This is a genomic window from Pseudoxanthomonas sp. SL93 (assembly GCF_026625825.1).
In the GTDB taxonomy this organism is placed as follows: Bacteria; Pseudomonadota; Gammaproteobacteria; order Xanthomonadales; family Xanthomonadaceae; genus Pseudoxanthomonas_A.
Map to the genome: position 1 here is coordinate 2,061,525 of NZ_CP113065.1, position 25,898 is coordinate 2,087,422.

At 67.1% G+C, this 25,898-nt stretch carries 23 protein-coding genes; 5 read left to right on the forward strand and 18 right to left on the reverse strand.

The window, feature by feature from the left end; genetic code table 11:
- Positions 1-34 precede the first annotated feature (34 nt).
- The 12 genes from tolB to OVA13_RS09875 form a co-directional block, all read right to left on the reverse strand.
- Positions 35-1,342: a Tol-Pal system beta propeller repeat protein TolB gene (gene tolB / locus OVA13_RS09820; protein WP_267790308.1), complete on the reverse strand. Its 1,308-nt coding sequence runs from the start codon at positions 1,340-1,342 to the stop codon at positions 35-37.
- 86 nt (positions 1,343-1,428) lie between these two features.
- On the reverse strand, positions 1,429-2,424 hold the full coding sequence (gene tolA, locus OVA13_RS09825; RefSeq protein ID WP_267790309.1) for a cell envelope integrity protein TolA: 996 nt from the start codon (positions 2,422-2,424) through the stop codon (positions 1,429-1,431).
- Positions 2,414-2,857 carry an ExbD/TolR family protein gene (locus OVA13_RS09830; RefSeq protein ID WP_267790310.1) on the reverse strand — a complete coding sequence of 148 codons (444 nt, stop codon included), beginning with the start codon at positions 2,855-2,857 and terminating at the stop codon, positions 2,414-2,416. The genes tolA and OVA13_RS09830 overlap by 11 nt, the downstream gene beginning before the upstream one ends.
- A gap of 12 nt (positions 2,858-2,869) precedes the next feature.
- Positions 2,870-3,643, reverse strand: coding sequence for a protein TolQ (tolQ, locus tag OVA13_RS09835; RefSeq protein WP_267790311.1), 774 nt, complete (start codon positions 3,641-3,643; stop codon positions 2,870-2,872).
- Between the two features lie 51 nt (positions 3,644-3,694).
- Positions 3,695-4,132, reverse strand: a complete 438-nt coding sequence (ybgC, locus tag OVA13_RS09840) for a tol-pal system-associated acyl-CoA thioesterase (RefSeq protein WP_267793501.1) — start codon at positions 4,130-4,132, stop codon at positions 3,695-3,697.
- A gap of 63 nt (positions 4,133-4,195) precedes the next feature.
- Positions 4,196-5,236: a Holliday junction branch migration DNA helicase RuvB gene (gene ruvB, locus OVA13_RS09845; RefSeq protein WP_267790312.1), complete on the reverse strand. Its 1,041-nt coding sequence runs from the start codon at positions 5,234-5,236 to the stop codon at positions 4,196-4,198.
- Between the two features lie 57 nt (positions 5,237-5,293).
- Positions 5,294-7,153, reverse strand: coding sequence for a potassium transporter Kup (locus OVA13_RS09850; protein ID WP_267793502.1), 1,860 nt, complete (start codon positions 7,151-7,153; stop codon positions 5,294-5,296).
- A 93-nt stretch (positions 7,154-7,246) separates the two neighbouring features.
- Positions 7,247-7,831, reverse strand: coding sequence for a Holliday junction branch migration protein RuvA (gene ruvA / locus OVA13_RS09855; protein ID WP_267790313.1), 585 nt, complete (start codon positions 7,829-7,831; stop codon positions 7,247-7,249).
- Positions 7,828-8,349, reverse strand: coding sequence for a crossover junction endodeoxyribonuclease RuvC (gene ruvC, locus OVA13_RS09860; RefSeq protein ID WP_267790314.1), 522 nt, complete (start codon positions 8,347-8,349; stop codon positions 7,828-7,830). Before ruvC ends, ruvA begins: the two co-directional genes overlap by 4 nt.
- Before the next feature lie 42 nt (positions 8,350-8,391).
- A complete protein-coding gene (locus OVA13_RS09865; protein ID WP_267790315.1) occupies positions 8,392-9,123 on the reverse strand; it encodes a YebC/PmpR family DNA-binding transcriptional regulator in 732 nt (243 codons plus the stop codon).
- Between the two features lie 66 nt (positions 9,124-9,189).
- A complete protein-coding gene (locus tag OVA13_RS09870) occupies positions 9,190-9,825 on the reverse strand; it encodes an esterase/lipase family protein (RefSeq protein ID WP_267790316.1) in 636 nt (211 codons plus the stop codon).
- 43 nt (positions 9,826-9,868) lie between these two features.
- A complete protein-coding gene (locus tag OVA13_RS09875; protein ID WP_267790317.1) occupies positions 9,869-10,696 on the reverse strand; it encodes an AraC family transcriptional regulator in 828 nt (275 codons plus the stop codon).
- A 122-nt stretch (positions 10,697-10,818) separates the two neighbouring features.
- On the opposite strand from OVA13_RS09875, the gene OVA13_RS09880 reads away from it, so the two are divergent.
- Both OVA13_RS09880 and OVA13_RS09885 read left to right on the forward strand, forming a co-directional pair.
- On the forward strand, positions 10,819-11,247 hold the full coding sequence (locus OVA13_RS09880; protein WP_267790318.1) for an organic hydroperoxide resistance protein: 429 nt from the start codon (positions 10,819-10,821) through the stop codon (positions 11,245-11,247).
- Positions 11,248-11,288: 41 nt separating this feature from the next.
- Positions 11,289-12,230, forward strand: a complete 942-nt coding sequence (locus tag OVA13_RS09885) for an alpha/beta fold hydrolase (protein WP_267790319.1) — start codon at positions 11,289-11,291, stop codon at positions 12,228-12,230.
- A gap of 278 nt (positions 12,231-12,508) precedes the next feature.
- Here the strand turns inward: OVA13_RS09885 and OVA13_RS09890 are convergent, their stop codons facing one another.
- The 3 genes from OVA13_RS09890 to aspS are packed head-to-tail and all read right to left on the reverse strand — an operon-like array spanning position 12,509 to position 15,094.
- A complete protein-coding gene (locus tag OVA13_RS09890; protein WP_267790320.1) occupies positions 12,509-13,027 on the reverse strand; it encodes a GNAT family N-acetyltransferase in 519 nt (172 codons plus the stop codon).
- A gap of 2 nt (positions 13,028-13,029) precedes the next feature.
- Positions 13,030-13,326, reverse strand: a complete 297-nt coding sequence (locus tag OVA13_RS09895; RefSeq protein ID WP_267790321.1) for a DNA primase — start codon at positions 13,324-13,326, stop codon at positions 13,030-13,032.
- Positions 13,327-13,342: 16 nt separating this feature from the next.
- Entirely contained in the window at positions 13,343-15,094 is a 1,752-nt protein-coding gene (gene aspS / locus OVA13_RS09900; protein WP_267790322.1) for an aspartate--tRNA ligase, read from the reverse strand.
- A gap of 193 nt (positions 15,095-15,287) precedes the next feature.
- On the opposite strand from aspS, the gene OVA13_RS09905 reads away from it, so the two are divergent.
- Complete coding sequence (locus OVA13_RS09905) at positions 15,288-16,196, forward strand: DUF3011 domain-containing protein (RefSeq protein ID WP_267790323.1); 909 nt, start codon at positions 15,288-15,290, stop codon at positions 16,194-16,196.
- Between the two features lie 3 nt (positions 16,197-16,199).
- Here OVA13_RS09905 and OVA13_RS09910 read toward each other — a convergent pair whose 3' ends face one another.
- The 3 genes from OVA13_RS09910 to OVA13_RS09920 form a co-directional block, all read right to left on the reverse strand.
- Positions 16,200-16,835 (reverse strand): hypothetical protein, encoded by a 636-nt coding sequence (locus tag OVA13_RS09910; protein WP_267790324.1) that lies wholly within the window; start codon positions 16,833-16,835, stop codon positions 16,200-16,202.
- A 28-nt stretch (positions 16,836-16,863) separates the two neighbouring features.
- Positions 16,864-17,205 carry an FmdB family zinc ribbon protein gene (locus OVA13_RS09915; protein WP_267793503.1) on the reverse strand — a complete coding sequence of 114 codons (342 nt, stop codon included), beginning with the start codon at positions 17,203-17,205 and terminating at the stop codon, positions 16,864-16,866.
- Between the two features lie 2,307 nt (positions 17,206-19,512).
- On the reverse strand, positions 19,513-21,366 hold the full coding sequence (locus OVA13_RS09920; RefSeq protein WP_267790325.1) for an ABC-F family ATP-binding cassette domain-containing protein: 1,854 nt from the start codon (positions 21,364-21,366) through the stop codon (positions 19,513-19,515).
- 199 nt (positions 21,367-21,565) lie between these two features.
- Between OVA13_RS09920 and OVA13_RS09925 the strand changes: the two genes are divergently transcribed.
- Together OVA13_RS09925 and ybaL are read left to right on the forward strand one after the other, a co-directional pair.
- Complete coding sequence (locus OVA13_RS09925) at positions 21,566-23,956, forward strand: TonB-dependent receptor plug domain-containing protein (RefSeq protein ID WP_267790326.1); 2,391 nt, start codon at positions 21,566-21,568, stop codon at positions 23,954-23,956.
- Positions 23,957-24,159: 203 nt separating this feature from the next.
- Positions 24,160-25,848, forward strand: coding sequence for a YbaL family putative K(+) efflux transporter (gene ybaL, locus OVA13_RS09930; RefSeq protein WP_267790327.1), 1,689 nt, complete (start codon positions 24,160-24,162; stop codon positions 25,846-25,848).
- Positions 25,849-25,898 lie beyond the last annotated feature (50 nt).

The following is a 25,898-nucleotide window of genomic DNA, read 5'->3' on the forward strand; positions in this document are numbered from 1 at the left end:
GGGGGGATTGGGATTTAACATTGTAGACAGAAAATTAACGAACGCTACGGTACGGCGACCATGCGGGCTCGCGGACGTCGGCGTTGGCCACCACCAGCCGCTGGCGGACGCGGGCGTCGGCGGAGACGGCGTAGAGCACGCCACGACCGCCTTCGCGTGCGGCGTACAGCACCATCGCGGCATTGGGCGCGAAGCTGGGGGACTCGTCCAGCGAGCCCGGCGACAGCGACGACCAGCGCGCCCCACCCAGGCTGCTGTCCATCAGCGCGATGCGGTAATTGTTGCCGCTGCCCTGCACCACCGCGATCTTCTTGCCGTCGTACGACACGCTGGCGGTGGCGTTGTAGTTGCCCTCGAACGTCACCCGGGTGGCGCTGCCCCCCGCTGCGGCCACGCGATAGATCTGCGGACGGCCGCCCCGGTCGGAAGTGAAGTAGATCGTGCCGCCGTCGGCGCTCCAGGTGGGCTCGGTGTCGATGCTGGAACTGGTGGTCAGCTGGCGCAGCTGGCGGCTGCCCAGGTCCATCACGTAGATCTCGGGATTGCCGCTGCGCGACAGCGTCAGCGCCAGTTGGCGGCCGTCCGGCGAGAACGAAGGCGCCCCGTTGATGCCACGGAAACTCGCGATCTTTTCGCGCGCGCCGGTGGAGATGTCCTGCAGGTAGATCGCCGAGTTGCCGCCCTCGAAGCTGACGTAGGCCAGGCGACGGCCATCGGGGCTCCACGACGGCGACAGCAGCGGCTCGGCCGAGCGCACCACGGTCTGAGGATTGAAGCCATCCGAGTCGGCGACCATCAGCGCGTAGCGCGTGGCCTTGCCGGTGCCGGTGGCGGTGATGTACGCGATCCGGGTCCAGAATGCCCCGCGAACGCCGAGGATCTTCTCGTAGATGGCGTCGGCCATCTGGTGGGCCACGTCGCGCATGGCATTGGCGCGCGCGGTCATGGCCAGGCCCAGCATGCGTTCCTGCTTGGCCACGTCGAACAGTTCGTACTCCACCCGGTAGCCGCCGTCGCCGCTGTCGACGACGCGCCCCACCACGATGTAGTCCTGGCGCAGCTGGCGCCATGTCGGGTACTGGATCTCGCTGCCGCGCACGGGGCGTTCGGTGATGCTGGCTTCGGGCAGGGCGCGGAAGGCGCCGGAACGCTCCAGGTCCGCGCGGACCACCCCGGCGACGTCGGTCGGCGGCACCCCGGCACTGCCCTGGTAGGGCATCGGCACGATGGTGATGGGCAGGGCCGATTCACGGCCGCCTATCAGGTCCACTTCCAGCTGCTGGGCGAATGCCGGTCCGGCAAAGCAGAGGACAAACAGGAGAAGAAGTACGCGTCTTGTCATGGATTCATTCTCACTCGATGGCGTGTTTCATCTAGGTGAATTCGGGGCATTGCCGGCATAGCTTGCCGTCCGGCGCCTGAACAGGGTCATCGCGAGGGCTGGAACCGCACCACGAAGTCGCGCGCCGCCACCTTGTCGAAACCGGCATACGGCAACGGGCTGGCCTTCAGCACGGCGCGCTCCACGCTGTCGCGCGCGGCCTCGTCATAGGGACAGCTGGGCTGCACTTCGGCCGACATCACCTCGCCTCCCGGCAGCATGCGGATGCGGATGGGGCAGATCTGGCCGGCGCTGACATTCGGCGGCCGTACCCACTGGCGTTCGATGGCGGCGACCATCGCGCCGACCCAGTCGCCCTGCGACGGGCCGCTGGCCGCGCCGGCGGTCGCGCCCGTGGAGGCGCTGGACGAGGCCGCGGGCTGGCTGGCCGCCGACGCGTTGCGTTCCCGCGCCGCCTGCAACTGGCGCAGCTTCTGCTCGGCCAGGTCGGCCTCGCGCGCGGCCTGCGCGCGCTTGCGGCGGATCTCGTCGAGCTTCTGCTGGCGCTCGGCCTCTTCCTGCTGCGCGGCCAGGCGGCGCTGCTGTTCCGCCTGCTGCTGGCGGGTCCGCTCGGTCAGGTCAATCTGCTCCTGGCGACGCTTGGCTTCCTGCTCCTGGCGCGCCTTTTCCTGCGAAATGGCGTCACGGCTGGCTTCTTCCTGGTCGATGTCGTCGGGCACCGGGATGCGTTCCTGCGCCTCGGCCTGCCGCTGCACGGGCGCATCCTGCGGCGTCGGCTCGGGAAGCGGCTGCGGGGGCGGCACGGTCTCTTCCTCGGCCACCTCTTCCACCGGTTCCGGCAGCGGCTCCGGCTGGAAGCGCAGCGCCTGCTCGACCACGCGCTGGTCGGCCGCCGATGCGTCCAGCGTCGCCTCCATGGCCTGGGCCCCGCCAGCGGCCAACGGCGGTTCGCGCCAGTTGAGCAGCGGCGAGATCAACAGCAGGGCGGCCAGCAGCAGATGCAGGCCGATGGCCCACGCCACCGCCCTGCCCAGCCCGTCGTCGCGCGGGCCCCTCTGGCGCGGGAGAGCATCAGCGTGCATTGCCACCCGCGTTGGTCATCAGGCTGACGTTGGTGACCTTGGCGCGACGGAGCACGTCCATCGCATCCAGCACCTTCTGGTACGGCGCGTCGCCCTCGGCGGCGACCATGATGCGCAGCTCGTTGCCCTGCTGTTCCTTGATCGGCGCCAGCTTGGCTTCCAGCCCCGCCGCATCCAGCACTTCGGGCTGCTTCGCTTCGGGCAGCTTCAGGCCGAAACGGCCGTCGGGATACGCGATGACGATGATCGGTTCGCTGCGGCTTTCCACCGCCTTGGCGTTGGAAGACGGCAGCTTGACGTCGACCGACAGCGTCAGCAGCGGCGCGGTCACCATGAAGATGATCAGCAGCACCAGCATCACGTCGATGTACGGGACGACGTTGATCTCGGATTTCAGCTTGCGTCGTTTGCGGTGGAAGATGCTTCCGGCCATGGGGAACTCCGCTTATTCGCCCGAGTTCTGGCGCTGCAGGATGGAACTGAACTCTTCGGCGAAGCTTTCATAGCGCACCGACAGCCGCTCGACGCGGGTGGTGAAGCGGTTGTATGCCCACACTGCCGGGATGGCCACGAACAGGCCGATGGCGGTGGCGAACAGCGCTTCGGAAATGCCCGGCGCCACCGCGGCGATGCCCGCCTGCTCGCCACTGTTGAGCATGTCGTGCATGGTGACCATGATGCCGAACACCGTACCGACCAGGCCCACGTAGGGCGCGGTGGAGCCGATGTTGGCCAGCAGTTCCAGGTTGCGTTCCAGCTGGTCGACCTCGCGGGTGTAAGTCACGCGCATCGCGCGCTGCGCGCCTTCCAGCTGCGCGCGCCCGTCCAGGCCGCGCTTGTCGCGCAGGCGGGTGAACTCGCGGAAGCCGGCTTCGAAGATCGCTTCCAGGCCGGTCACCACGCGGTTGCGGTCGGCGGCGCCGGCGTAGAGCTTGTGCAGTTCGGTGCCCGACCAGAAACGGCTCTCGAACTCGTCGGCATCGCGGTTGGCGTTCTTGAAGACACGCGCCTTGCGGAAGATGATCACCCAGCTGATCAGCGACCCGGCGAGCAGCAGCAGCACGATCAGCTGGACCGGCAGGCTGGCCTTGAGCATCAGGTCGATGTAGTTGATGCCGCTGTGGGCGGCGGTGGCACCGGCCTCCGCGGCGGCGGCGGCGGTTTCCGGCGGCAACGCCTCCACCACGGTGTCCTGGAAGGCCAGCAGCGATGCGATCATCCGTTGTTCCTCGATTCTCTTGTCGTGTTGCGTGTTCGGTGGTTGGAGCGGTTACGCGCGGCCCGGCACTTCGAGCTGCTTGAATTCTTCGTACAACGCCTCAGGCAGCGGAACGGGTCTGAACCCGGACGCACTGAGTGCGGCGACCTTCACTTCGGCGGTCAGCAGCAGTTCGCCATCCCGTTCCACGGTCTGCATGAACACCACGCTGGCCCGCTTGCACTGCTGGATCGCCGCGCTGACCTGCAGCAGATCGTCCAGGCGCGCGGGGCGCAGGAAATCCAGGCGCATCGCACGCACGGCAAACACCAGGTCGTGGGTCTGGCGCAACTGCTCCTGGGCGTGTCCGCGTGCACGCAGCCACTCCGTGCGCGTGCGCTCCAAGAAGGCGACGTACTGCGCGTGGTAGACCACGCCACCGGCATCGGTATCTTCCCAATACACGCGTGTCGGAAAGATGAATGGCGCCGTATCGGCATGCAACGTCATTGGCTCAGCACTCAAAACGGGCACTCCCGCACGCTTCCGTGGATACCATCAGCAGACCAGCGCTCAGAACAGTTCGCCGGCTGGATCGCCCGGCTCGGGCACCTGCCCTTTCGGCGTCAGCCCCAGGTGCAGATAGGCCTTGCGCGTGGCCATGCGCCCGCGCGCGGTGCGGATCAGGTAGCCCTGCTGGATCAGGTAGGGTTCGATGACGTCTTCCAGCGTGCCGCGTTCTTCGGAAAGCGCGGCCGCCAGCGATTCCACGCCGACCGGACCACCGTCGAAGTTGTCGACGATGGTGCGGAGCATGCGGCGGTCGAGCTCGTCGAAGCCTTCCGGGTCCACCTTCAGCATCTGCATGGCGGCGCGCGCCACCTCCACGTCGATGTGGCCACTGGCCTTGACCTGCGCGAAGTCGCGCACGCGGCGCAGCAGGCGGTTGGCGATGCGGGGCGTGCCGCGCGCGCGGCGCGCGATTTCGGCGGCCCCTTCGGGCACGCAGTCCATGCCCAGGATGCGGGCCGAGCGCTGCACGATGCGGGTCAGTTCGTCGGGCGTGTAGAACTCCAGCCGCTGCACGATGCCGAAACGGTCGCGCAATGGCGCGGTCAGCAGACCGGCGCGCGTGGTGGCGCCGATCAGCGTGAACGGCGGCAGGTCCAGCTTGATGGAGCGCGCGGCGGGACCCTCGCCGATCATGATGTCGATCTGGAAATCTTCCATCGCCGGGTACAGCACTTCCTCCACCACGGGCGACAGGCGATGGATCTCGTCGACGAACAGCACGTCGTGCGGCTGCAGGTTGGTCAGCAGCGCGGCCAGGTCGCCCGCTTTCTCGATCACCGGTCCGGACGTCACCCGCAGGTTGACCCCCAGCTCGTTGGCGATGACATGGCTCAACGTGGTCTTGCCCAAGCCGGGGGGACCGAAGATCAGCACATGGTCGAGTGCCTCGCCGCGCCCTTTCGCCGCCTGGATGTAGATGTCCAGCTGCTCGCGGACAGGCTTCTGGCCCAGGTATTCGTCCAGCCGCTTGGGCCGGATGCTGGCTTCCACGGCGTCGTCTTCGCGCGTGGCGACGGAATTGATGATGCGGTCTGCGGTCATGGAGGGATTATGCGTGAAACCGCCCGCCATGCTTCATGTTTCGCGTCCCGGCCGTGGTCAGATCTCGACCTGCGCGCCCAGTTCCACCAGCCGGTTGCCGGGGATGCGGAAGAATCCGGTGGCCGGCGCGGCGTTGCGGTGCATGACGGCGAACAGCTTGTCGCGCCAGATGGGCATGCCGCCGTGGCGGGCGGCCACGATGGTTTCGCGGCTGGCGAAATACGTGGTTTCCATCGGGTCGAAGTACACGCCGCCCTGGTCGCACGAGCTCATCAGCGCCTGCGGCACGTCGGGCGTCTCGGCAAAGCCGTAGCTGATCACCACGCGGTAGAAATCGTCGCCGATGGGTTCGATCTTCAGCCGCTTTTTCCTGGGCGCGTACGGAACGGTCAGCGTTTCCACGGTCAGGAACACGTTGCGCTCGTGCAGTACCTTGTTGTGCTTCAGGTTGTGCAGCAGCGCATGCGGCACCACGCCCTTGTCGGCGGTCAGGAAGATCGCCGTGCCTGGCACGCGCACGGGCGGCGCCAGCATCAGGCCGGGCAGGAAGGTATCCAGGCGGATGCCTTCCTTCTGCACCTCGCCATGCAAAAGCTCGCGGCCGCGGCGCCAGGTGCGCATCATGGTGAAGGCGGTGATGCCGATGAACAGCGGTACCCACGCACCGATGCCGGTGACCAGCTTGGCGCCGTTGGCGAACAGGAACGCCAGGTCGATCACCAGGAAGATGCCGCACAGCGGCAGCACCCAGCGGCGCGAGTCGGGCCAGCGCGTGTACGCCACGATCGCCAGCAGCAAGGTGTCGATCAGCATGGTGCCGGTCACCGACAGGCCGTAGGCGGTGGCCAGCGCACCGGAACTCTGGAAGCTCAGCACCAGCACGATCACCGCCAGATACAGCATCAGGTTGATCGACGGCACGTAGATCTGGCCGATGGTGTCCTTGGACGTGTACTTGATGGCCAGCCGTGGCAGGTAGCCTAGCTGGATGGCCTGGCGGGTCACCGAGAACGCACCGGTGATCACCGCCTGCGAGGCCACCGCCGCGGCGGTGGTCGCCAGCACCAGCATCGGGATCTGTGCCCAGTCCGGGATGGACATGTAGAACGGATTGGCGACCGCCTCGGGATGGCGCAGCAGCACGGCGCCCTGGCCGTAGTAGTTCAGCACCAGGGCCGGCAGCACGAAGCCGAACCAGCCCCAGCGGATGGGCCGCTTGCCGAAGTGTCCCATGTCCGCGTACAGGGCCTCGCCACCGGTCACCGTCAGCACCACCGCGCCGAGGATCAGCACCGCGTGCCAGTCATGCGTGACGAAGAAGTGCCAGGCCCAGTAGGGATTCAGCGCCGCGAGCACCGACGGATTGTGCGCGATGTTGTAGATGCCGAAGCCGGCCAGCACGATGAACCAGACGATCATCACCGGCCCGAACGCCTTGCCCACCTTGGCCGTGCCGAACCGCTGGAACGCGAACAGGCCGGTCAGGATGACCAGGCTGATCGGCACCACCCATTGCTTGAACACCGGCGAGACCACTTCCAGGCCCTCGACCGCGCCCAGCACGGTGATGGGCGGCGTGATCATGCCGTCGCCGAAGAACAGCGCCGCACCGAAGATGCCCAGGATGCCGACCGTGTAGCTGAGCCGCGACCCCTTCGTCAGGCTGCGCTGCGCCAGCGCGGTCAGGGCCATGATGCCGCCCTCGCCGTCGTTGTCGGCGCGCATGATGACGATGACGTACTTCAGCGTCACCACCAGCAGCAGCGACCAGAAGCCGAGCGACAGCAGCCCGCGCACGGTGTCCGCGTCCGGCGTCAGGCCGAAATGCGGGTGGAACATCTCCTTGATGGTGTACAGCGGGCTGGTGCCGATGTCGCCGAACACCACGCCGACGGCACCGGCCACCAGCGCCACCATGCCGGCCTGGCCGTGGCCGCCTTGGGCGGAAGGAGAATCGTGGGGGGCGGGAGTGCTCATGGAGGTCTGCTTGTGGCGGCGGGGCCGCACGGGCTAGCGAAGCGCGGACTGCAGCGCCTTGCGGATGATGGTGGCGGCATCGTCGCCGGCAGCCGTCGCGTCGCGCGCCATGCGCGTGGCCTCCGCCGGCTTGTAGCCCAGCTGCTGCAGGGCGATGGTCGCTTCGGACTGCGGATCGGCGGGGACCGTGCTGCTTCCTGGCAGGCCGCTCATCAGGGTGGCGGCGCGGTCGCGCAGTTCCACCACCATGCGTTCGGCGGTCTTCTTGCCGATGCCCGGGATGCGGGTCAACGCGGTGATGTCGCCGGACTGCACCATGCGTGCGAACTCATCGACGCTGGCACCGGACAGCACCGCCAGCGCGATCTTCGCGCCCACGCCACTGACCTTCTGCACGTCGCGGAACAGGCGTCGTTCGCCTTCGCGCAGGAAGCCGTACAGCGACACGCTGTCTTCCTTCTGCGCGTAGTGGGTGAACAGCAACACTTCGCGGCCCACGTCGGGCAGGTCGTAGAAGGTGCTCATCGGGGCTTCCAGTTCATAGCCCACCCCGCCAACGTCGATCACCAGCCACGGCGGCGACTTGTAGGCCAGGATCCCGCGCAACCGTCCGATCATTTGCGACTCCATGCCTGCTGGGCGCTGATGCCCAGCCGTTTCGCGGTGGCGCGCACGTGCGCGTGGGTGATGGCGACCGCCAGCGCGTCGGCGGCGTCGGCCTGCAACTTGCCCTGCAGGTTCAGCATGATGCCGACCATGTGCTGGATCTGGGTCTTTTCCGCGCCACCGCGGCCGACCACCGCCAGTTTCACTTCCTTGGCAGCGTACTCGTGCACCGGCAGGTCGCGCAGCACCACCGCGCTGATCGCCGCGCCGCGGGCCTGGCCCAGCTTCAATGCGGAATCGGGGTTGCGTGCCATGAACACTTTCTCGATCGCCACTTCGTCAGGCTGCCAGGTGGTGATGATGTCGGCCAGGCCGTCCAGCAGGCGGCGCAGCCGCTGCGGGAAATCGTCGGCGCCCAGCAGCACCAGCGGCGCATGATAGACGTGCGTGGTCTTGCCCGCCGCGTCCACGTCGATGATGCCCACGCCGGTACGCTGCGAACCCGGGTCGATGCCGAGGATGCGGGTCACGGGACGTGATGGCCCGCCATCACCCGACCCCACGCGCGGTGGCTACGCATACGCATCCGCGCCCAGTTCGGCGTTGGAGTAGACGTCCTGCACGTCATCCAGGTCTTCCAGCATGTCCAGCAGCTTCTTCACCTGCAGGGCGGTTTCACCCTCCACGGCGATGTCGTTGTCGGCACGGAAGGTGATTTCCGCGTGGTCCGGCGCCAGGCCGGCCGCCTCCATGGCGTCCTTCACCGGCTGGAAGGCGTCCGGCGTGGTGACCACGTCGATGGAGCCGTCGTCGGGGTACACGACGATGTCGTCGGCGCCGGCCTCGATGGCGGCCTCGGTGATGGCCTCTTCATCCGCGCCCGGGGCATAGCTCAGTACGCCCAGCCGCTTGAACATGAAAGCCACCGAGCCTTCGGTGCCCATGTTGCCCCCGCACTTGGCGAACGCGTGGCGGACTTCGGCCACGGTACGCACGCGGTTGTCGGTCAGGCAGTCGACGATGACGGCGACGCCGCCGGGGGCGTAGCCCTCGTAGCGGATTTCCTCGTAGACCACGCCTTCCAGTTCACCGGTCGCCTTCTTGATGGCGCGCTCGATGACATCCTTGGACATGTTGGCCGACAGGCCCTTGTCCACCGCCACGCGCAGGCGCGGGTTATTGGCCGGATCGCCACCGCCCGCACGTGCCGCCACGCCGATCTCGCGGATGATCTTGGTGAAGATCTTGCCGCGCTTGGCGTCGGTGGCGTTCTTGCGGGCTTCGATGGACGGGCCTCTACCCATGGGTGCTTCTTCCGGCGATGACAGGGTGAAGCGGCGAATTATACCGGGGCGGCGCAGGCGCAGCGTCTACGCGGGATGGAAGCGGCCCTCGCGCAGGAAGGCCGCCGCCTGCCGGGCCGCATCGGCCGAGAACACCAGCCCGGTATGGCTGGCCGGCACGACGCAATGCGCCGCCAGCCCCGGCAACCGGGTTTCCGCCAGCGCGACGGTGCCATCGGACTCGCCATCGAACCGGGTCAGCAGGCGGCCGATGCCACGGGCCACGTTGCCGGCCACCATGCCCACCGGCACCCGCCCCTGCCACGGCGCGCAGCCTTTCTGCAGCAGTGCGCCACTGCGGCCCAGCACCAGCCCCGTCCATGCGCGCCGACCGAGGCTGCGGGCCGCGCCGCTGCCACACAGCGGCGAGCCCAGGCAGACCATGCGTTGCACGGGAAGCCCAGACGCACGGCGCAAGGCCTCCAGGCCGATCAACCCGCCCAGGCTGTGCCCGACCAGATGCACGGGCGGGCCGTCCCGCAACCGCTCGGTCAGGGCGGCGATCGCGGGCTCGGGGCCGCCGAAGATGCTCGGATACCCGAACGTCTCCACCTGGAAACCCTCCGCGCGCAGTCGGCGTGCCAGCGGCGCCAGCCACGACTGCGCGTTCCAGATGCCATGCACGAGCAACACGCGGGACGTCGAAGGGGAAGCGTCATCCATGCGCCGAGTGTCTGGCAGCGCGGCGGTTTCGACAACCGTGGAGTCATGCCTCTGCAAGCGCACGCCTCCACTCGCGGGGCGACACGCCGCTGTGCGACTTGAAGGCGCGCGAGAGCGCCGCCTCGCTGCCGTAGCCCACGTCGGCGGCCACCACCTTCAGTGGCTTGCCCTGCCGCAACGCCTGCTGCGCCAGGCCCACGCGCCAGCCCTGCAGGTACTGGCCGGGCGTGATGCCCAGGGCTTCGCGGAAATGCGTGGCGAACACGCTGCGCGACATGCCCGCCACGCGCGCCAGCTCGTCCAGCGTCCACTCCTTCGACGGCGCTTCGTGCATCGCGACGATGGCATTGCGCAGGCGCGGATGCGACAGGCCGGCCAGCATGCCGCCCTTCACGTCGCCGCTTTCCATCAGCTGGCGCAGGATCTGGATCATCACCACTTCGAACAACCGGTTGACCAGCGCGGTGCGCCCGCAGCGCTGGGTGAAGGCTTCCTCGAACAGCAGCGCCAGCACGTCCGAAGCGCCGAAGACGCCGTCCAGCGGCAGGCACACCACGTCAGGCAGTGCGGCGCAGATCGGGTTCTGCTCGCCCCCTTCGAACCGCACGTTGGCGCAGGCCATGTCCGCGCCCTTTTCCGCGTCGCTGACAAAGCGATGCGTCATGGCCCGCGGGTAAAGAAGCAGGCTGGGCTGCTCGATCTGCAGCGAGGCGTTGCCGTGGAACACCTCCAGCGGCCCTTGCCGGATCAGGTGCAGCTGGCCGACGCCCGCCTCCCCTTCCAGCGTATTGATGCCGCAAAGCGCGCCGGCGTGGAACACCTGCGCGGTCACCGAGAAGCGCTCCAGCAGGACAGCAAGCCGGTCGGCCATGGCAGAACTCCTGATCAAATTTTCAGGATTCTACATCACCACCAGTACCGGACAACCGCGCAAAGTATCCCTCACCGGACGACACCCCGCCGGACCACCCACTCCCCAGAAGGAACACCGCCATGTCCATCGAAAAGATCCTCTACACCGCCACCGCCACCGCATCGGGCGGCCGTGAAGGCCAGGCCACCTCGTCCGATGGCGTGCTGGCCGTCAAGCTGTCCACGCCGCGCGAGCTGGGCGGCGCCGGCGGCGACGGCACCAACCCGGAGCAGCTGTTCGCGGCCGGCTGGTCGGCCTGCTTCCTGGGCGCGCTGAAGTTCGTCGCCGGCAAGCAGAAGGTCGCCCTGCCCCCGTCCACCACCGTCACCGGCAAGGTCAGCATCGGCCAGATCCCCACCGGTTTCGGTCTGCAGGCCGAACTGACCATCGCCGCCCCGGGTGTCGCCCGCGAGCAGCTGCAGGCCCTGGTCGACGCCGCCCACATCGTCTGCCCCTACTCCAACGCCACGCGCGGCAACATCGACGTGACGCTGGTGATCGCCGACTGACCTTCCTTCCTGACCCACCACCCTTCGCAGGAACCCACACCATGAACGCCTTCACCCGCACCATCGCCGCCACGCTGCTGGCCGTCGCCACCCAGGCCAGCTTCGCCGCGCAGCCCGCATCCACCACCGCCCCGGTCGCTGTCGAACGCACGGCGAGCTACATCACCACCGCCGATGGCGTGCAGCTGTACTACAAGGACTGGGGCCCGAAGAACGGCCCGGTCGTCACCTTCAGCCATGGCTGGCCGCTGTCGTCGGACAGCTGGGAATCCCAGATGATCTTCCTGGCCTCCAAGGGCTACCGCGTGGTCGCCCATGACCGCCGCGGCCACGGCCGCTCCAGCCAGCCCTGGGACGGCAACGACATGGACCACTACGCCGACGACCTGGCCACCGTGATCAACACGCTGGACCTGAAGGACGTCACCCTGGTCGGCTTTTCCACCGGCGGCGGCGAAGTGGCGCGCTACATCGGCCGCCATGGCACCGGCCGGGTCAAGAAAGCCGTGCTGATCAGCGCCGTGCCGCCGCTGATGCTGAAGACCGCCGACAATCCCGGCGGGCTGCCGATCGAAGTGTTCGACGGCATCCGTAACGGCTCGCTGGCCAACCGCTCGCAGCTTTACCTGGACATCGCCTCCGGCCCGTTCTACGGCTTCAACCGCCCGGGCGCGAAGGTGTCGCAGGGCCTGATTGACAGCTGGTGGGCGCAGGGCATGCAGGGCGGCCACAAGAACACCTACGACTCCATCGCCGCGTTCTCCGCCACCGACTTCCGCGGCGACCTGAAGAAGTTCGACATCCCCACCCTGGTGATCCACGGTGACGACGACCAGATCGTCCCCATCGACGCCTCCGGCAAGGCCTCGGCCAGGCTGATCAAGGGCGCCCAACTGATCGTCTACCCCGGCGCCCCGCACGGCCTCACCGATACCCACAAGGACCGCGTCAACCAAGACCTGCTCGACTTCCTGCAGAAGTAAGCACAACGCACAAACAGCAACGGCCGCTCACGCGGCCGTTTGCTTTTGATCTTGATTTTCCCTGCATCAATGCGCCAGCAAACCCACCAGACCCGAAGGGCGGCGGGCAGGACGCCCGCCGTTTTCCGATTCGCCAGGAAGGCGAACCGGAAAATCCACCTGGCGCCCGAGTCATGGGATTGCTTCGTCGGGAAAAGCGCTTTCTTTTGGTGACTTTTCTTTGCGCTTACAAAGAAAAGTTACCCGCTGGCCCGCAGGGCTAGCGGAATGCTTTTGCGTCAGCCGAATGAAGCATCCCGCCGCAGGATGAACTCATCATCCAGCGTCTTCCCCACCGGAAACTTGTACGCCCCCACACGCGCGAACCCCTGCCGCTCATAGAACCGCTGCGCGCCGAAGTTCTCCGACCACACCCCGATCCACAGCGTCCGCGGTCCGTCCCTCAACAACCATCGCTCGACCTCGGCGAACAACTTCCCGCCCCAGCCACCGTTCTGGTGCGAGGCCAGCACATACAGCCGCTTCAGCTCGCCATCGCCCGCCTGCACCTGGGGATGCGGCAACCCGCACGGTCCGGCGGCGGCATGGCCGACGGCCACGCCGTCGTCTTCCAGCAGCCATACCGCATAGTCCGGATGGGAGAGGATCGTCCGCTGCTTGTCCACCTCGTAGGCGTCGGCAAGGAACGCTGACAGATCCTCGGGCGGATAAAGATGCCCGAAGGTTTCCGTGAAGGTGCGCGACGCCAGCTCCGACAGCACGGCGGCGTCATCGACGGTGGCGCGACGGATCTGCACGCTTACGCGTCCTCTTCTTCCTCTTCCTCTTCGTCCGCCTCGTCTTCCTCGTCGGCGTCCTCGTCTTCTTCCTCTTCGTACTCTTCTTCGTCTTCTTCTTCGTAATCGTCTTCGCCGAAGTCCTCGCCGTCCCAGCGGCCCTGGCCATCCGGCACGAAGGTCAGCGCCATCGCCGCCGGCGACATGCCGACGCGCACCAGCCAGCCGCCGAACACACGCGCGCGCTCCGTCACCAGCCCCGCATCGGCGCCTTCATTGCCCAGGCGTTCCCACTCCAGCGAAAAAGCAACTTCCGTCATTTCTTGGTTCTCTCGATCAGTCTTTCTTCGGGCGGACCTGGATGTGCACTTCCGCCAGCTGCTCATCCGGAATCGGCGACGGCGCGCCGGTCATCAGGCACTGGGCGGTGGTGGTCTTCGGGAACGGAATGACGTCGCGGATCGACTCCGTGCCGGCCATCAGCGCCGCGATGCGGTCGATGCCGAAGGCGATGCCGCCGTGCGGCGGCGCGCCGAAGCGCAGCGCGTCCAGCAGGAAGCCAAACTTGGCTTCCGCCTCTTCCGCACCGATGCCGAGCAGCTCGAACACCGTGCTCTGCATCTCCGGGCGGTGGATGCGGATCGAACCGCCGCCGATCTCGTTGCCGTTCAACACCATGTCGTAGCCGCGCGACACGGCGGTCCTGGCGTTGGCGCGCAGGTCGGCGATATCGTCCACCGCGGGCGCGGTGAAGGGATGGTGGAGCGCGACGTAGCGCTGCGCTTCCTCGTCCCACTCGAACATCGGGAAGTCGGTGACCCACAACGGCTTCCAGCCTTCCTGGACCAGGCCGAAGTCCTTGCCGGCCTTCAGGCGCAGCGCGCCCATGAAGTCGCTGACCTTGTTGTAGCCGCCCGCGCCGAAGAACACGATGTCGCCGTTGCCGGCGCCGATGTGCTTCACCAGCGCAGCGAAGGCGTCTTCGGCGAAGAACTTCTGGATCGGCGAACTGACCGCGCCGGCCTCGTCGATCTTGATGTAGGCCAGGCCCTTGGCGCCGTACTTGGCGGCATGCGCGGCGTACTCGTCGATCTGCTTGCGGCTCAGCGACGCACCGCCGGGGATGCGCAGCGCGGCCACACGGCCATCCGGATCGTTGGCCGCACCGGTGAATACGGCGAACTCGCTGCTCTTCACCAGTTCGGCCACGTCCACCAGCTCCAGCGCGATGCGCAGGTCCGGCTTGTCCGAACCGTAGCGACGCATCGCCTCGGCCCAGGTCATGCGCGGGAACTGCGCGTCCAGCTGCACGTCCATCACTTCGGCGAAGATGTCGCGGATCATGCCTTCCACGGCATCCTGCACGTCGCGCTCGCGCACGAAGGCGAACTCCATGTCGAGCTGGGTGAATTCCAGCTGGCGGTCGGCGCGCAGCGCCTCGTCGCGGAAGCAGCGCGCGATCTGGTAGTAGCGGTCGAAGCCGGCCACCATCAGGATCTGCTTGAACAGCTGCGGCGACTGCGGCAGCGCATAGAACTCGCCCGGATGCATGCGCGCCGGCACCAGGAAGTCGCGTGCGCCTTCCGGCGTGGCCTTGGTCAGGATGGGCGTCTCGATGTCCTGGAAACCGCGCGCGTCCAGCCAGCGGCGCAGCGCCTGCACCAGCTTGATGCGGGTGCGCTGCTTGCGCTGCATCTCTGGCGTGCGCAGGTCCAGGTAACGGTACTTCAGGCGGATGTCTTCGCCCGGATTCTCGTGCGCGTGGAACGGCAGCGGTTCGGCCTTGTTGAGCACGGTGATCCTGGTGGCGATCACTTCCACCTGGCCGGTACGGATCTTGGCGTTGACGGCTTCGCGCGCGCGCACGACGCCCTCCACCTGCAGCACGTCCTCGTAGCCCAGCGACGCGGCGACCTTGAACACCTCGGCATTGGACGGGTCCACCGTCACCTGCACGATGCCTTCGTGGTCGCGCAGGTCGATGAAGCACACGCCGCCCAGGTTGCGGGCGACGTCGGTCCAGCCGCACAGGGTCACGGTCTGGCCGATCATGGCCTCGTTGATGAGGCCGCAGAAATGGGTACGCATGGGGGCTCCGCAAGGTTCGTCCGGGGGCTGCCGGAAAGGCTCACCGCGGTCGCAGGCTGGCTGGGCCAGCTTGCCGCCGCAGCAGGTCGGTCAAGCCAGATAGTTTAACCTGCGGCCGTGCCTCCGGCCCCGCGGCCCTGCGCGGATTTAACAACCTGGCGGTATGCTGGCGGCTCCCCAGGAGGGTGCCGCCATGAAGAAGCCGCTGTTGCAGTCCGTCCTCGTACTGTTGCTGGCCCTGGTGGCCAGTGGTTCCGTCTTCGCCCAGGCGCAGACGCGCGCGTACGCGCCGGAGAACCTGCGGACGCTGTCCGTTTCCGACCAGACCCGGGTGATCAGCCTGGAGTATTCCGAACAGTCCGGCGGCCGGCGCATCCCCGACGACCAGCTGCGCTTCTACCTGGACCAGGTCAACCGCTCCAACTGGACCTTCAGCCGCATCAAGACCGACATCGCCCAGTCGCTGGGTGGCAGCGGCGGCCCCCGCCCACCCACACCCCCCAGCGGCCAGATCACCTGCGAGAGCGCGAACAACCGCTACCGCGAGTGCCCCACGGGCTTCCGCGGCAACGCCACGCTGGTGCAGAACCTGTCCAGCACGCGCTGCGTCGAAGGCCAGAACTGGGGCAGCCGCAACGGCATCGTCTGGGTCGACCGCGGCTGTCGCGGCCGCTTCGCCGCACGCTCGAACGGCGGCGGCAATGGCGACCTGGTCCGCTGCGAGAGCGACGGCAATGCGTACCGCGAGTGCCGCACGAATTTCCGTGGCCGCGCCGTCGTGCAGCGGCAACTTTCCTCCACGCGCTGCTACGAGAACCAGAACTGGGGCCAGCGCCCGGGCGTGATCTGGGTTCGCAGCGGCTGCCGCGCGGAATTCCGTGATTCGGGCAGCAACGCGGGCGGCGGCAATACCGGCTACACCATCACCTGCAGCAGCGAGGACAACCGCCGCAAGACCTGCGCCTACGATCCGCGCCAGGGCAAGCCGATCCTGTTGCAGCAGCTGTCGAACACCAGCTGCCGCGAGGGCTACAGCTGGGGCTACACCGGCACCCAGGTGTGGGTGGACCGCGGCTGCCGCGGCCGCTTCGGACCGCGCTGACGGCTACGGCGTCGCGCCGTCGGCACCCCAGGGGGCCGCCGGCGGTGCGACCGGCGTGGCCAGGTCGAATTCCACCCGGAACAGCCGGCCGTTGGGCCGGCTGAGTTCGTAAACGAAGGTCTCGCCCGGCACCAGTTCCATGGCCCAGGTGTTGTTGAGCGAGGCATTGAGGCCTTCGCGCTGGAACATCGCCACGGATTCGGCATCCACCGGGAACGCCTGCCGCTGCGCCGTGCCGGCATCGACCGTGTCGCCCCCGTACATCGTCACCGCATCGGGGCTGCCGTCCTGGTGGCGATGGTCATGCTTGAGGCGCAGGCCGCCTGCGGTGCGCGTGAGGACCCAGGTGCGCGAATGATCATCGCCTACATGGAACGGCACCCGGATTTCCTTCGACGGCGCCTCGCAACCGCGCACGTGCATCACCAGCGCCTTGCCCTCGAAGGCATCCGGCGCGGTCGGCGTGGGCTGGTTGGCGGTGATGCGGCCGGCATAGGCCTTGCCGCAGTACCTGGCCAATGCAGTGAGGAACTGGTCCGCCGGTGCTGTCGTGGTGGCGGCGTCGGGAGATGTCGCCGGCGCAGATGCGCAACCCGCGCCGAAGAGGGCCGCCGCGGCAGCCAGTACATGCAGTTTCATCAGGACACCCTCCGCAAGGAAGGGTTCGTTATACCCCGGGCGTCGAAGACGCGGGGGCGGCCGGCTTCGGGTCGGGCTTGGCGTCCGGCCTGCTTTCCGCCTTGGGCGCCGCCGGTTCCGACGGCTTGCTGTCGCCGGAGGGCTTGGCACCCTCCCCCCCATCGACCAGGTTGCGCTTCTTGTCGCCGTCCTTCTTGAAGTCGGTCTCGTACCAGCCACTGCCGGCCAACCGGAACGACGGCGCCGTCAGCTGCCGCTTCACCGCCTGCGCGCTGCAGGCCGGGCAGGTGTCGGGATCCGGATCGGACAGCTTCTGCAGGCGGTCGAAACTGTGGCCGCACTGGGTGCATTCGAAGGCGTAAATGGGCATGAGGCGGGGGATTCGGATGTTGACCGGTCGTATTGTGGGGCCACGGCGCGCGGTTTCAACATCCAGCGCGAGCGGCGGGATAGCCTGGGCCGGCAACGCGGCGCCTGCAACCGGAGGTCCGCCAGCGCCGTAGTAGAAGCGCGGGACGCACTCGCCACCGGCACAGGCCAGCGACGCGGGACCGGACGACAGGCGCTCCAAGGGTCCTACCATAAGATTGCTTCCGCTGGACAGGAAGGGCGTTGAGTAGGTTTCGCTGATGCCGTAGTAACGGTCTCCGTTGGACATCACTGGGCGGAAATAGGTGAAATTGATCGCACACAGTTCAGCGCCCGCGGCAGCGGCTTCAGCGCAGTTGCGAAAGTACCGACTGCTCCGGTCCGGCATGCGTGCAGTCGCGCGCCAGTCGAAGAATGCGTTGCCGGCGACATCCCAGTACAAGGCGACACTACTGATGAGCGTATCGCCATCGCGGACCTGACTGACGCTGTTACCGTCACTGGTCCGCACTCGCTGGTACTTCAGTCCACCGTCGACGTACCTTGGCGACCAACTCCCTGTCCAGGGCTCAAACCGCCATGTGCCAAGGCCATCGGCCAAGGACACACTGTTCAACGACCGCACCGCCGTCATGTTGATACCGACCCGTACCTGCCCCTCGGTGACGCCGGTGGCGCTGCGCGCAACGTAGAGGATGTTGCCGATGGAGGTCTGAGGCCCCTGCAGCCGCCAGAACTCGGTGCGGGCCTGACTGGAAACGATGCTCAGGACGCCGCGTGCATCCAGGGTCCAGGAAAACGACTGTTGTCCGGAGGAAGGCGATATCTGGTGGCTGTAAGGACTGACATGCCATCCGTGATCCAGAGTCCAGCCCTGTCCCGGCGGACCGGCGGTGAGGTGATGCAACACGTACTCGCAACTCTCCAGTCGCCGATACGACGTCTCCCGCGTACCTTCACAAAACCAGGGCAGCATCCGCGGCAGTGACGTAGCCGGCCATCCGTCCGGACGCGACCACGCGTCCAGTGAAGCCGCAGCGAAGATGTCGTACTCCTCGCTGATCCCCGAAACACCCAAGCCCCATTGCTCCCAGCGCTCCTCCCTCACCCACACATCGACCCCATGCCCGGCGCTCAGCCTGCGCATCGCGTGGGTGTCGGCGATGCCATCGACGACGCCATTCGCGTTGGTGCGTATTGATCGGTAGATGTCACTGCTGGGATACAGCTCGATGTATCCGTGGTCGTAAAGCCTCAGACGATAGTTGGGTTGCTTGAGCGGATAGTCTTCGTACAGGTCGAAGCTGCCGTCGGGCTGTCGCGCCAGCAGGGAGACGGTATTGGGAGGCAATCCGACCTGATGGGGATCCATGACGGGAGCACCGCCGTACGGCAGGCCTGACACCATGACCAACCTGTCCGGAAGCTCGGCCAGACTGGAAATCGGCGCATTGTCGGGTACCGTCCAGAGATAGCCCTTGGATTGGCTTGTAACCCAGTGCTGCTGCGACACGTCTGCGTAGGTGGCGCGGTCCTCGACCAACGCCAGGCCGGTGTCGAAACCTGCGGGCAGAGTGCCGTCCGCAGATACGAAACGAGCGAGTACGAACGCCATCGGCTCCAACTCTGACGTGACCGCGGTCCGCAGCGCTTCCTTCAATTCCGTGTCATTCACTGGCAGGCGGCCACCCAGGACGAAGCGCGTCCTGACATACAGCGCCGAGCGAAAAGGCGACGGCGACAGCGCCGAGAGTTCGCGATCATCGGCGACCGCATCGGCACCGGCCTGCTGCCTGAGATACCCCACGCTGCCGACCAGCGATTTGAAGTGCGCGATGCCTGCGCGCGCCTCCACTACGACCATGGCAGCCGGGTCGGGCACGCCGATGTCCGCCACGTACCCCGTGCCCTGGACCTGGGCCGCGTGCACCTGTTCGCCGACGCGCACCACCACCTGCAGTCCCGTCAGCCCTTCGGGCAGACCGAGCACGCGACCGGTCACGATGAGATTGGGCGCACGCACCAGCGGCTGCGATCCGTTCTCGCGGATCGCACCTTCAGGTACGTTCGGCCGGGCGCCCATCGTTGCGACGCCGTTCGACTGCGATGCACTCGACACCGCCCACCACGTGGACGCTACCGCTACCAACACCACGAACACGATGACCCATCCGGCCATCCGTGCCTGCTTACGCTCCATGTCGCCCCCGTCGCACGGGTGTCGCGTGCGCAGCACCCCTGCCGCGCATCGCTCCGTCGTGATGCCTAGCCTAGCCCATTGCGGCGCCGGATGGCGGGGAGCTGACGATCACGCCTCGTCGTACAGCGCCGACCAGGCCGCCTCGGCCTGGGCGAGCTGCTGTTGCAGGGTTTCGCGGTCGCGGCCCAGCCGCGCGGCGAGGTCGGCGTCGGCGTAGCTCTTGGGGTCGGCGAGTTGCGCATCCACGTCGGCCAGCTTGGCTTCGAATTCGGCGACCTTGGCTTCGGCCGCGGCGAGCTTGACCGGGTTGATCTTGCGCGCGGGAGCGACGGGCTTGGGCGGCGGCGGGGGTGCGGGCTCGTTGCGCAGGGTCTTGCTGCCCTGCGCGCTGGCGCGGGTGCGCAGCCACGCGGCGTATTCGTCCAGGTCGCCGTCGAAGGGTTCGACCACGCCGTCGGCCACGCGCCAGAACGTGTCGCAGACCAGGCCGATCAGGTGACGGTCGTGCGACACCATCACGATGGCGCCATCGAAATCGCTCAGCGCTTCGGCCAGCGCTTCGCGCATTTCCAGGTCAAGGTGGTTGGTCGGTTCGTCGAGCAGCAGCACGTTGGGCTGTTGCCAGGCGATCAGCGCCAGCGCCAGGCGTGCGCGCTCGCCGCCGGAGAAGCCATCGACCGGCTCGAACGCGCGGTCGCCCGGGAAATTCCACTTGCCCAGGAAGTCGCGGAACGACTGGTTGCTGGCGTCGGGTGACAAGTCGCGGAAGTGGTCCATCGGCGACTGGCCTTCGTGCAGCGATTCCACCGTGTGCTGCGCGAAGTAGCCGATGCGCAGGTCCGGGTGCGCCATGCGGTCGCCGGCAAGGACCGGCAGCTCGCCGACCAGCGTCTTCACCAGCGTGGTCTTGCCCGCGCCGTTGGGGCCCAGCAGGCCAATGCGCTGCCCTGCTTCCAGGCCGAACCCGACATTGTGCAGGATCACCGCGCCGGGCCCGTAGCCGGCTTCGACATGGTTCAGGCGGATCAGCGAGAACGGCAGCTTGGCGGGCGGGGCGAACTCGATGCGGAACTCGCGCTCGGCGCGCACCGCCTCGGTGCCGGCCAGCTTGGCCAGGCGCTTCATGCGGCTCTGCGCCTGCGCGGCCTTCGAGGCCTTGGCCTTGAAGCGGTCGATGAAGCTTTGCAGGTGCGCGCGCTCGGCCTGTTCCTTCTCGTGCGCGATCTGCTGCTGGCGCAGCTGTTCCGCGCGCTGGCGCTCGAAGTCGGTGTAGCCGCCGGTGTACAGCTTCGCGGTGCCGCCATGCAGGTGCAGCGTGTGGGTGGCGACGTTGTCGAGGAACTCGCGGTCGTGCGAGATCAGCAGCAGCGTGCCGGGATACTTCAGCAGCCATTGCTCCAGCCAGAGCACCGCGTCCATGTCCAGGTGGTTGGTGGGTTCGTCCAGCAGCAGCAGGTCGCTGGGCATCATCAGTGCGCGCGCCAGGTTCAGGCGCACGCGCCAGCCGCCGGAGAACGAAGAGACCGGCCGATGGTGCGTATCGGCCGGGAAGCCCAGGCCATGCAGCAGCTTGCCGGCGCGCGCCTCGGCGTCGTAGGCGCCGATCTCGGCCATGCGGGTGTGTGCGTTGGCCACCGCCTCCCAGTCCTCACGCGCGGTCGCCTCGGCTTCCGCGTTGAGCACGGCGGCCACCTCGGTGTCGCCGCCCAGCACGAACGACAGGGCGGGGTCCGGCAGCGAGGGGGTTTCCTGGGCGACGCTGGCGATGCGCACCTTGCCCGGCAGGTCCAGGTCGCCCTTGTCGGCTTCCAGCTCGCCCTGCACGGCGGCGAACAGGCTGGACTTGCCCGCGCCGTTGCGCCCCACCACGCCCACGCGATAGCCGGCATGCAGGGTGAGGTCGACGTTGGACAGCAGCAGGCGCTCGCCACGGCGCATGGCGAAATTGCGAAGGGAGATCAAGAAAGAACCTATGGGGATTTGGGTGGAACCGGCCGCGTAGTTTATCGGTACACGTGCCCGTCACAGTCGTTAACGAAGCATTGACATCCATGTCATCGCACTGTAATCAATGCCTATGGTGCGGTGCACAAAAATGATTTCAGCCGTAACCGTGCCTGCCAGCCCTCTGTCGTGTTCCCGTCTTTCCGTTGGAGCCACCATGACCCGCCCGCTGTCGCCCCTCGCTTTCGCCATCGCCTTCGCGCTGGCCACCCCCGCCGCTTTCGCGCAGGAAGCCGCCACCACCGAAGCCCAGACCTTGGACACGCTGATCGTCACCGGCACGCGCGTGGCGGACCGCACGGTCGCCGAGTCCACCGCGCCGATCGACATCATCACGCCGGAGGTGCTGACCTCCACCGGCACCGTGGAACTGGCCACCGCGCTGTCGCGGGCGGTGCCTTCACTCAATTTCCCGCGCGCCGCCATCAACGACGGTACCGACGCCATGCGCCCGGCGCAGCTGCGTGGCCTGTCGCCCGACCACACGCTGGTGCTGGTCAACGGCAAGCGCTATCACCCGGGTGCCCTGGTCAACGTCAACGGCAGCCAGGGACGCAGTTCCTCGCCGGTGGACCTGAACTCCATTCCGATCTCCGCCATCGAACGCGTCGAGGTCCTGCGTGACGGTGCGTCGGCGCAATACGGCTCGGACGCCATCGCCGGCGTCATCAACATCGTGCTGAAGGGTGCGGACCATGGCGGCAACGTCTCGGCCACCTACGGCCAGTACAGCGCCGGCGACGGCAGCCAGTACCAGGTGCTCGGCGACGCCGGCTTCAAGCTGGGCGAAGTGGGCAAGGTGCATTTCGCCGCACAGGGTGGACACCAGGACCAGACGGACCGCGCGCGCCCCTATCTGGGCACGGTGACCGCGACCAGCGCACCGGCCGGCAAGGTCGTGCAGCGTTACGGCGACCCCGAAGTGGACAACGGCTCGTTCCTCTACAACGGCGAAGTGGACATCGCCGACTACCTGACGTTCTATTCGTACGGCCTGTACACGCAGCGCGAGACGCTCTCCAACGGCTTCTTCCGCCCGGCCGGGGACTCGCGCAACATTCCGTCCATCTACCCGGACGGCTTCCTGCCCCAAATCTTCAACACGTCCACCGACGTCAGTGTCTCCAGCGGCATCAAGACCTTCACCGCCGGCGGGACCAACATCGACATCAGCTACACCTACGGCTCCAACGAACTGGAGTTCGACATCCGCAACACGCTCAACCGCAGCCTGGGCCCGACCTCGCCCACCGAGTTCTATGCCGGTGCGCTGGAGATCAAGCAGCATGTGCTGAACTTCGACTTCAACAAGCAACTGGACTGGGGTCTGGCGTATCCGCTGACCCTGTCCTATGGCGCGGAATGGCGCGGCGAGGAGTTCACGATCTCACCCGGCGAACCCGGCTCGTACGTCAACGGTGGCGTGCTGCTGCCAGGCAATGCCCCGGCGCCGTCCGGTGCGCAGGTGTTCCCCGGCTTCCGCCCCAGCGACAGCGGCAGCTTCGACCGCAACAACATTTCCGTGTACGCCGGGCTGGAGGGGGACCTGACCGACAAGCTGTCGGCCGGCATCGCCGTTCGCTACGAGGACTACAGCGATTTCGGCGACACCACCACCGGCAAGCTGACCGGCCGCTATGCGTTCAACGATGCGGTGGCGTTGCGTGCGACGGCATCGACTGGCTTCCATGCCCCCTCGCTGCAGCAGCAGTACTACCAGACCACATCGACCAATTTCATCGGTGGCATTCCCTTCGACCTGGTCACCTTCCGCGTCACCAACCCGGCCGGCATCGCGCTGGGTGCGGAGCCGCTGAAGGCGGAGGAGTCGGACAACCTGAGCCTGGGCCTGGTGCTGACGCCGGCGGAAGGCTTGTACGTCACCGTCGATGCGTACCGCATCAAGGTCAAGGACCGCATCACCCTGTCGGAAAACCTCACCAGCACGGCAGTGCGCACCTACCTCAACCAGAACGGCTTCCCGGACGTGGCCGGTGGTCGCTATTTCACCAACGCGCTGGATACCACCACCACCGGCATCGATGTGGTGGGCACGTACACCTGGAACCTGGCGGCCAGCAAGCTCGACTTCACCAGCGGCTACAACTACAACAAGACGGAGATCGACCGCGTGGCGGAAAACCCGGCCACGCTGGAAGCGATCGATCCCACGGCGCTGCGTTTCGGGCGCGTGGAGCTGGGTCGCTTCGAAGTGGGTGCCCCGCGCGACAAGTTCTTCCTAAACAGCATCTGGACCAAGGGCGGCTTCAGCGTCAGCGCCACCGCCACGCGCTACGGCGAGTTCACGGTGCGCAATGCCAATCCGGCGCTGGACCAGACGTTCGAGCCTAAATGGCTGCTGGACCTGGCGGTCAGCTACAAGCTGGACAACTGGAACTTCAGCATCGGTGGCGACAACGTGCTGGACGAGTATCCGGACGAAGTGCTCTTCGCCACCTCCACGTCCGGCCAGCTGCCCTACCCGTCACAGAGCCCGTTCGGCTTCAACGGCGCCTATGCGTATGCGCGCGTCGCCTACAGCTGGTAACAACCTCCACTCAAGGACCACGATGCCCCGCAAAACGCGGGGCATCTTTTTTTTTGGGCCGGAAGCTGGCCGCACCGCATCCGGCGACACGTTCCAGCGTGCAAATGGGCGTGCAGGGATGAATCGGCCACTCAGTTTCGGTTTGCGGATAAACCGCCCGATCAGCGAAACTCGGGACTCACGCAGAGGAACCGTCCCCCTAGATGCACCATGACACCGACCTGATCAACATCATCGCGGTGGGTCTGGCCCTGGCCTTCGTGCTTGGCGCCCTCGCCCACAAGCTGCGCTTGTCACCGCTGGTCGGCTATCTGCTTGCAGGCATCTTCGTGGGACCGTTCACCCCCGGCTTCGTCGCGGACCAGGAGCTGGCCAACCAGCTGTCCGAACTGGGCGTGATGCTGCTGATGTTCGGCGTGGGCCTGCACTTCTCGCTGGAGGACCTGCTGGAGGTCAAGGCGATCGCCATTCCCGGCGCGATCGTGCAGATCGTGGTGGCCACGGCGCTGGGTTGGGCACTGGCCTGGGGCATGGGCTGGACGCCGTTGAACGGCTTCGTCTTCGGCCTGGCATTGTCGGTGGCCAGCACGGTGGTGCTGCTGCGCGCGATGGAGGACCGGCGCCTGCTGGACACCAAGCGCGGGCGTATCGCAGTGGGCTGGCTGATCGTGGAAGACCTGGTGATGGTGCTGGCGCTGGTCATGCTGCCGGTGCTGGCGGAGACCTTCGGCGAGCGCGCCGGCGACACGCCGGCCAGTTTCGGCACCTTCATGGTCGCCATCGCCTGGACGCTGATCAAGCTGGGCGCGTTCGTCGCCTTCATGCTGCTGGTGGGCCGGCGTGTCATTCCCTGGACGCTGGAGAAGATCGCCGCGACGGGTTCGCGCGAACTGTTCACGCTGTCGGTGCTGGCGATCGCGCTGGGCGTGGCGTTCGGCTCGGCGACGATGTTCGGCGTGTCGTTCGCGCTGGGCGCGTTCTTCGCCGGCATGCTGCTCAACGAATCGGAACTGAGCCACAAGGCCGCCAACGATTCGCTGCCGCTGCGCGACGCGTTCGCCGTGCTGTTCTTCGTCTCGGTGGGCATGCTGTTCAACCCCGCCATCCTTGTCGCCCATCCGTGGCAGGTGCTGGCGACGTTCCTGATCATCGTGGTGGGCAAGTCGCTGGCCGCGTTCCTCATCGTGCGCGCCTTCAAGCACCCTACCGGCACCGCGCTGACCATCTCGGTCAGCCTGGCGCAGATCGGCGAGTTCTCCTTCATCCTCGCCGCGCTGGGCGTCTCGCTGGAGATCCTGCCGCCGGAAGGCCGCGACCTGATCCTGGCCGGCTCACTGCTGTCGATCGTCGCCAATCCGTTCCTGTTCTCCTGGCTGGATGGCTGGCAGCGCAGGCAGGAAGCCCTGGCGCCGGCGCCGGCCGAACCCGAGGCACCTCCCGGCCCGTCGCTGGACGTCACCGGCCACGCCATCATCATCGGCTATGGCCGCGTGGGCAGCGAACTGGCGCGCGTGCTGCGAGACCGCGGCGTGCCGCTGATCGTCATCGACGACAACGGTGACCACGTGGCGCGCGCGCACGACGCGGGCATCCCCGCGATCCGCGGCAGCGCCGCCGCGGACCGGGTGCTGGCCGAAGCGCATCCCGAACGCGCGAAGATCGCCGTGCTGGCGATCCCGCAGCCGCTGGAGGCCGGTGAAGCCCTGGCCAAGCTGCGCGCGATCAATCCCTCACTGACCCTGCTGGCGCGCGCGCACAGCGAGGGCGAGGTGAAGCACCTGCTGGAACACGGTGCCGACGGCGCCGTGCTTGCGGAACGCGAACTTGCGTTCTCGCTGGCGGAAATGGTGATGTCCACGCCGCCGTACCGGCCGCAGCGCACCGCCACCTGAGTCCGGCACGATCAGCGGGAGGCGCGCGCGTGCACGCGCTCCTCCCGTGA

Excerpts from the sequence above, each read along its gene's own strand:
- tolB (WP_267790308.1), bottom strand. The coding sequence starts at position 1,342 with ATGACAAGACGCGTACTTCTTCTCCTGTTTGTCCTCTGCTTTGCCGGA.
- tolA (WP_267790309.1), bottom strand. The coding sequence starts at position 2,424 with ATGCACGCTGATGCTCTCCCGCGCCAGAGGGGCCCGCGCGACGACGGG.
- OVA13_RS09830 (WP_267790310.1), bottom strand. The coding sequence starts at position 2,857 with ATGGCCGGAAGCATCTTCCACCGCAAACGACGCAAGCTGAAATCCGAG.
- tolQ (WP_267790311.1), bottom strand. The coding sequence starts at position 3,643 with ATGATCGCATCGCTGCTGGCCTTCCAGGACACCGTGGTGGAGGCGTTG.
- ybgC (WP_267793501.1), bottom strand. The coding sequence starts at position 4,132 with ATGACGTTGCATGCCGATACGGCGCCATTCATCTTTCCGACACGCGTG.
- ruvB (WP_267790312.1), bottom strand. The coding sequence starts at position 5,236 with ATGACCGCAGACCGCATCATCAATTCCGTCGCCACGCGCGAAGACGAC.
- OVA13_RS09850 (WP_267793502.1), bottom strand. The coding sequence starts at position 7,153 with ATGGTGGCGCTGGTGGCCGGTGCCGTCGGCGTGGTGTTCGGCGACATC.
- ruvA (WP_267790313.1), bottom strand. The coding sequence starts at position 7,831 with ATGATCGGACGGTTGCGCGGGATCCTGGCCTACAAGTCGCCGCCGTGG.
- OVA13_RS09865 (WP_267790315.1), bottom strand. The coding sequence starts at position 9,123 with ATGGGTAGAGGCCCGTCCATCGAAGCCCGCAAGAACGCCACCGACGCC.
- OVA13_RS09870 (WP_267790316.1), bottom strand. The coding sequence starts at position 9,825 with ATGGATGACGCTTCCCCTTCGACGTCCCGCGTGTTGCTCGTGCATGGC.
- OVA13_RS09875 (WP_267790317.1), bottom strand. The coding sequence starts at position 10,696 with ATGGCCGACCGGCTTGCTGTCCTGCTGGAGCGCTTCTCGGTGACCGCG.
- OVA13_RS09880 (WP_267790318.1), top strand. The coding sequence starts at position 10,819 with ATGTCCATCGAAAAGATCCTCTACACCGCCACCGCCACCGCATCGGGC.
- OVA13_RS09885 (WP_267790319.1), top strand. The coding sequence starts at position 11,289 with ATGAACGCCTTCACCCGCACCATCGCCGCCACGCTGCTGGCCGTCGCC.
- OVA13_RS09895 (WP_267790321.1), bottom strand. The coding sequence starts at position 13,326 with ATGACGGAAGTTGCTTTTTCGCTGGAGTGGGAACGCCTGGGCAATGAA.
- aspS (WP_267790322.1), bottom strand. The coding sequence starts at position 15,094 with ATGCGTACCCATTTCTGCGGCCTCATCAACGAGGCCATGATCGGCCAG.
- OVA13_RS09905 (WP_267790323.1), top strand. The coding sequence starts at position 15,288 with ATGAAGAAGCCGCTGTTGCAGTCCGTCCTCGTACTGTTGCTGGCCCTG.
- OVA13_RS09910 (WP_267790324.1), bottom strand. The coding sequence starts at position 16,835 with ATGAAACTGCATGTACTGGCTGCCGCGGCGGCCCTCTTCGGCGCGGGT.
- OVA13_RS09915 (WP_267793503.1), bottom strand. The coding sequence starts at position 17,205 with ATGCCCATTTACGCCTTCGAATGCACCCAGTGCGGCCACAGTTTCGAC.
- OVA13_RS09925 (WP_267790326.1), top strand. The coding sequence starts at position 21,566 with ATGACCCGCCCGCTGTCGCCCCTCGCTTTCGCCATCGCCTTCGCGCTG.
- ybaL (WP_267790327.1), top strand. The coding sequence starts at position 24,160 with ATGCACCATGACACCGACCTGATCAACATCATCGCGGTGGGTCTGGCC.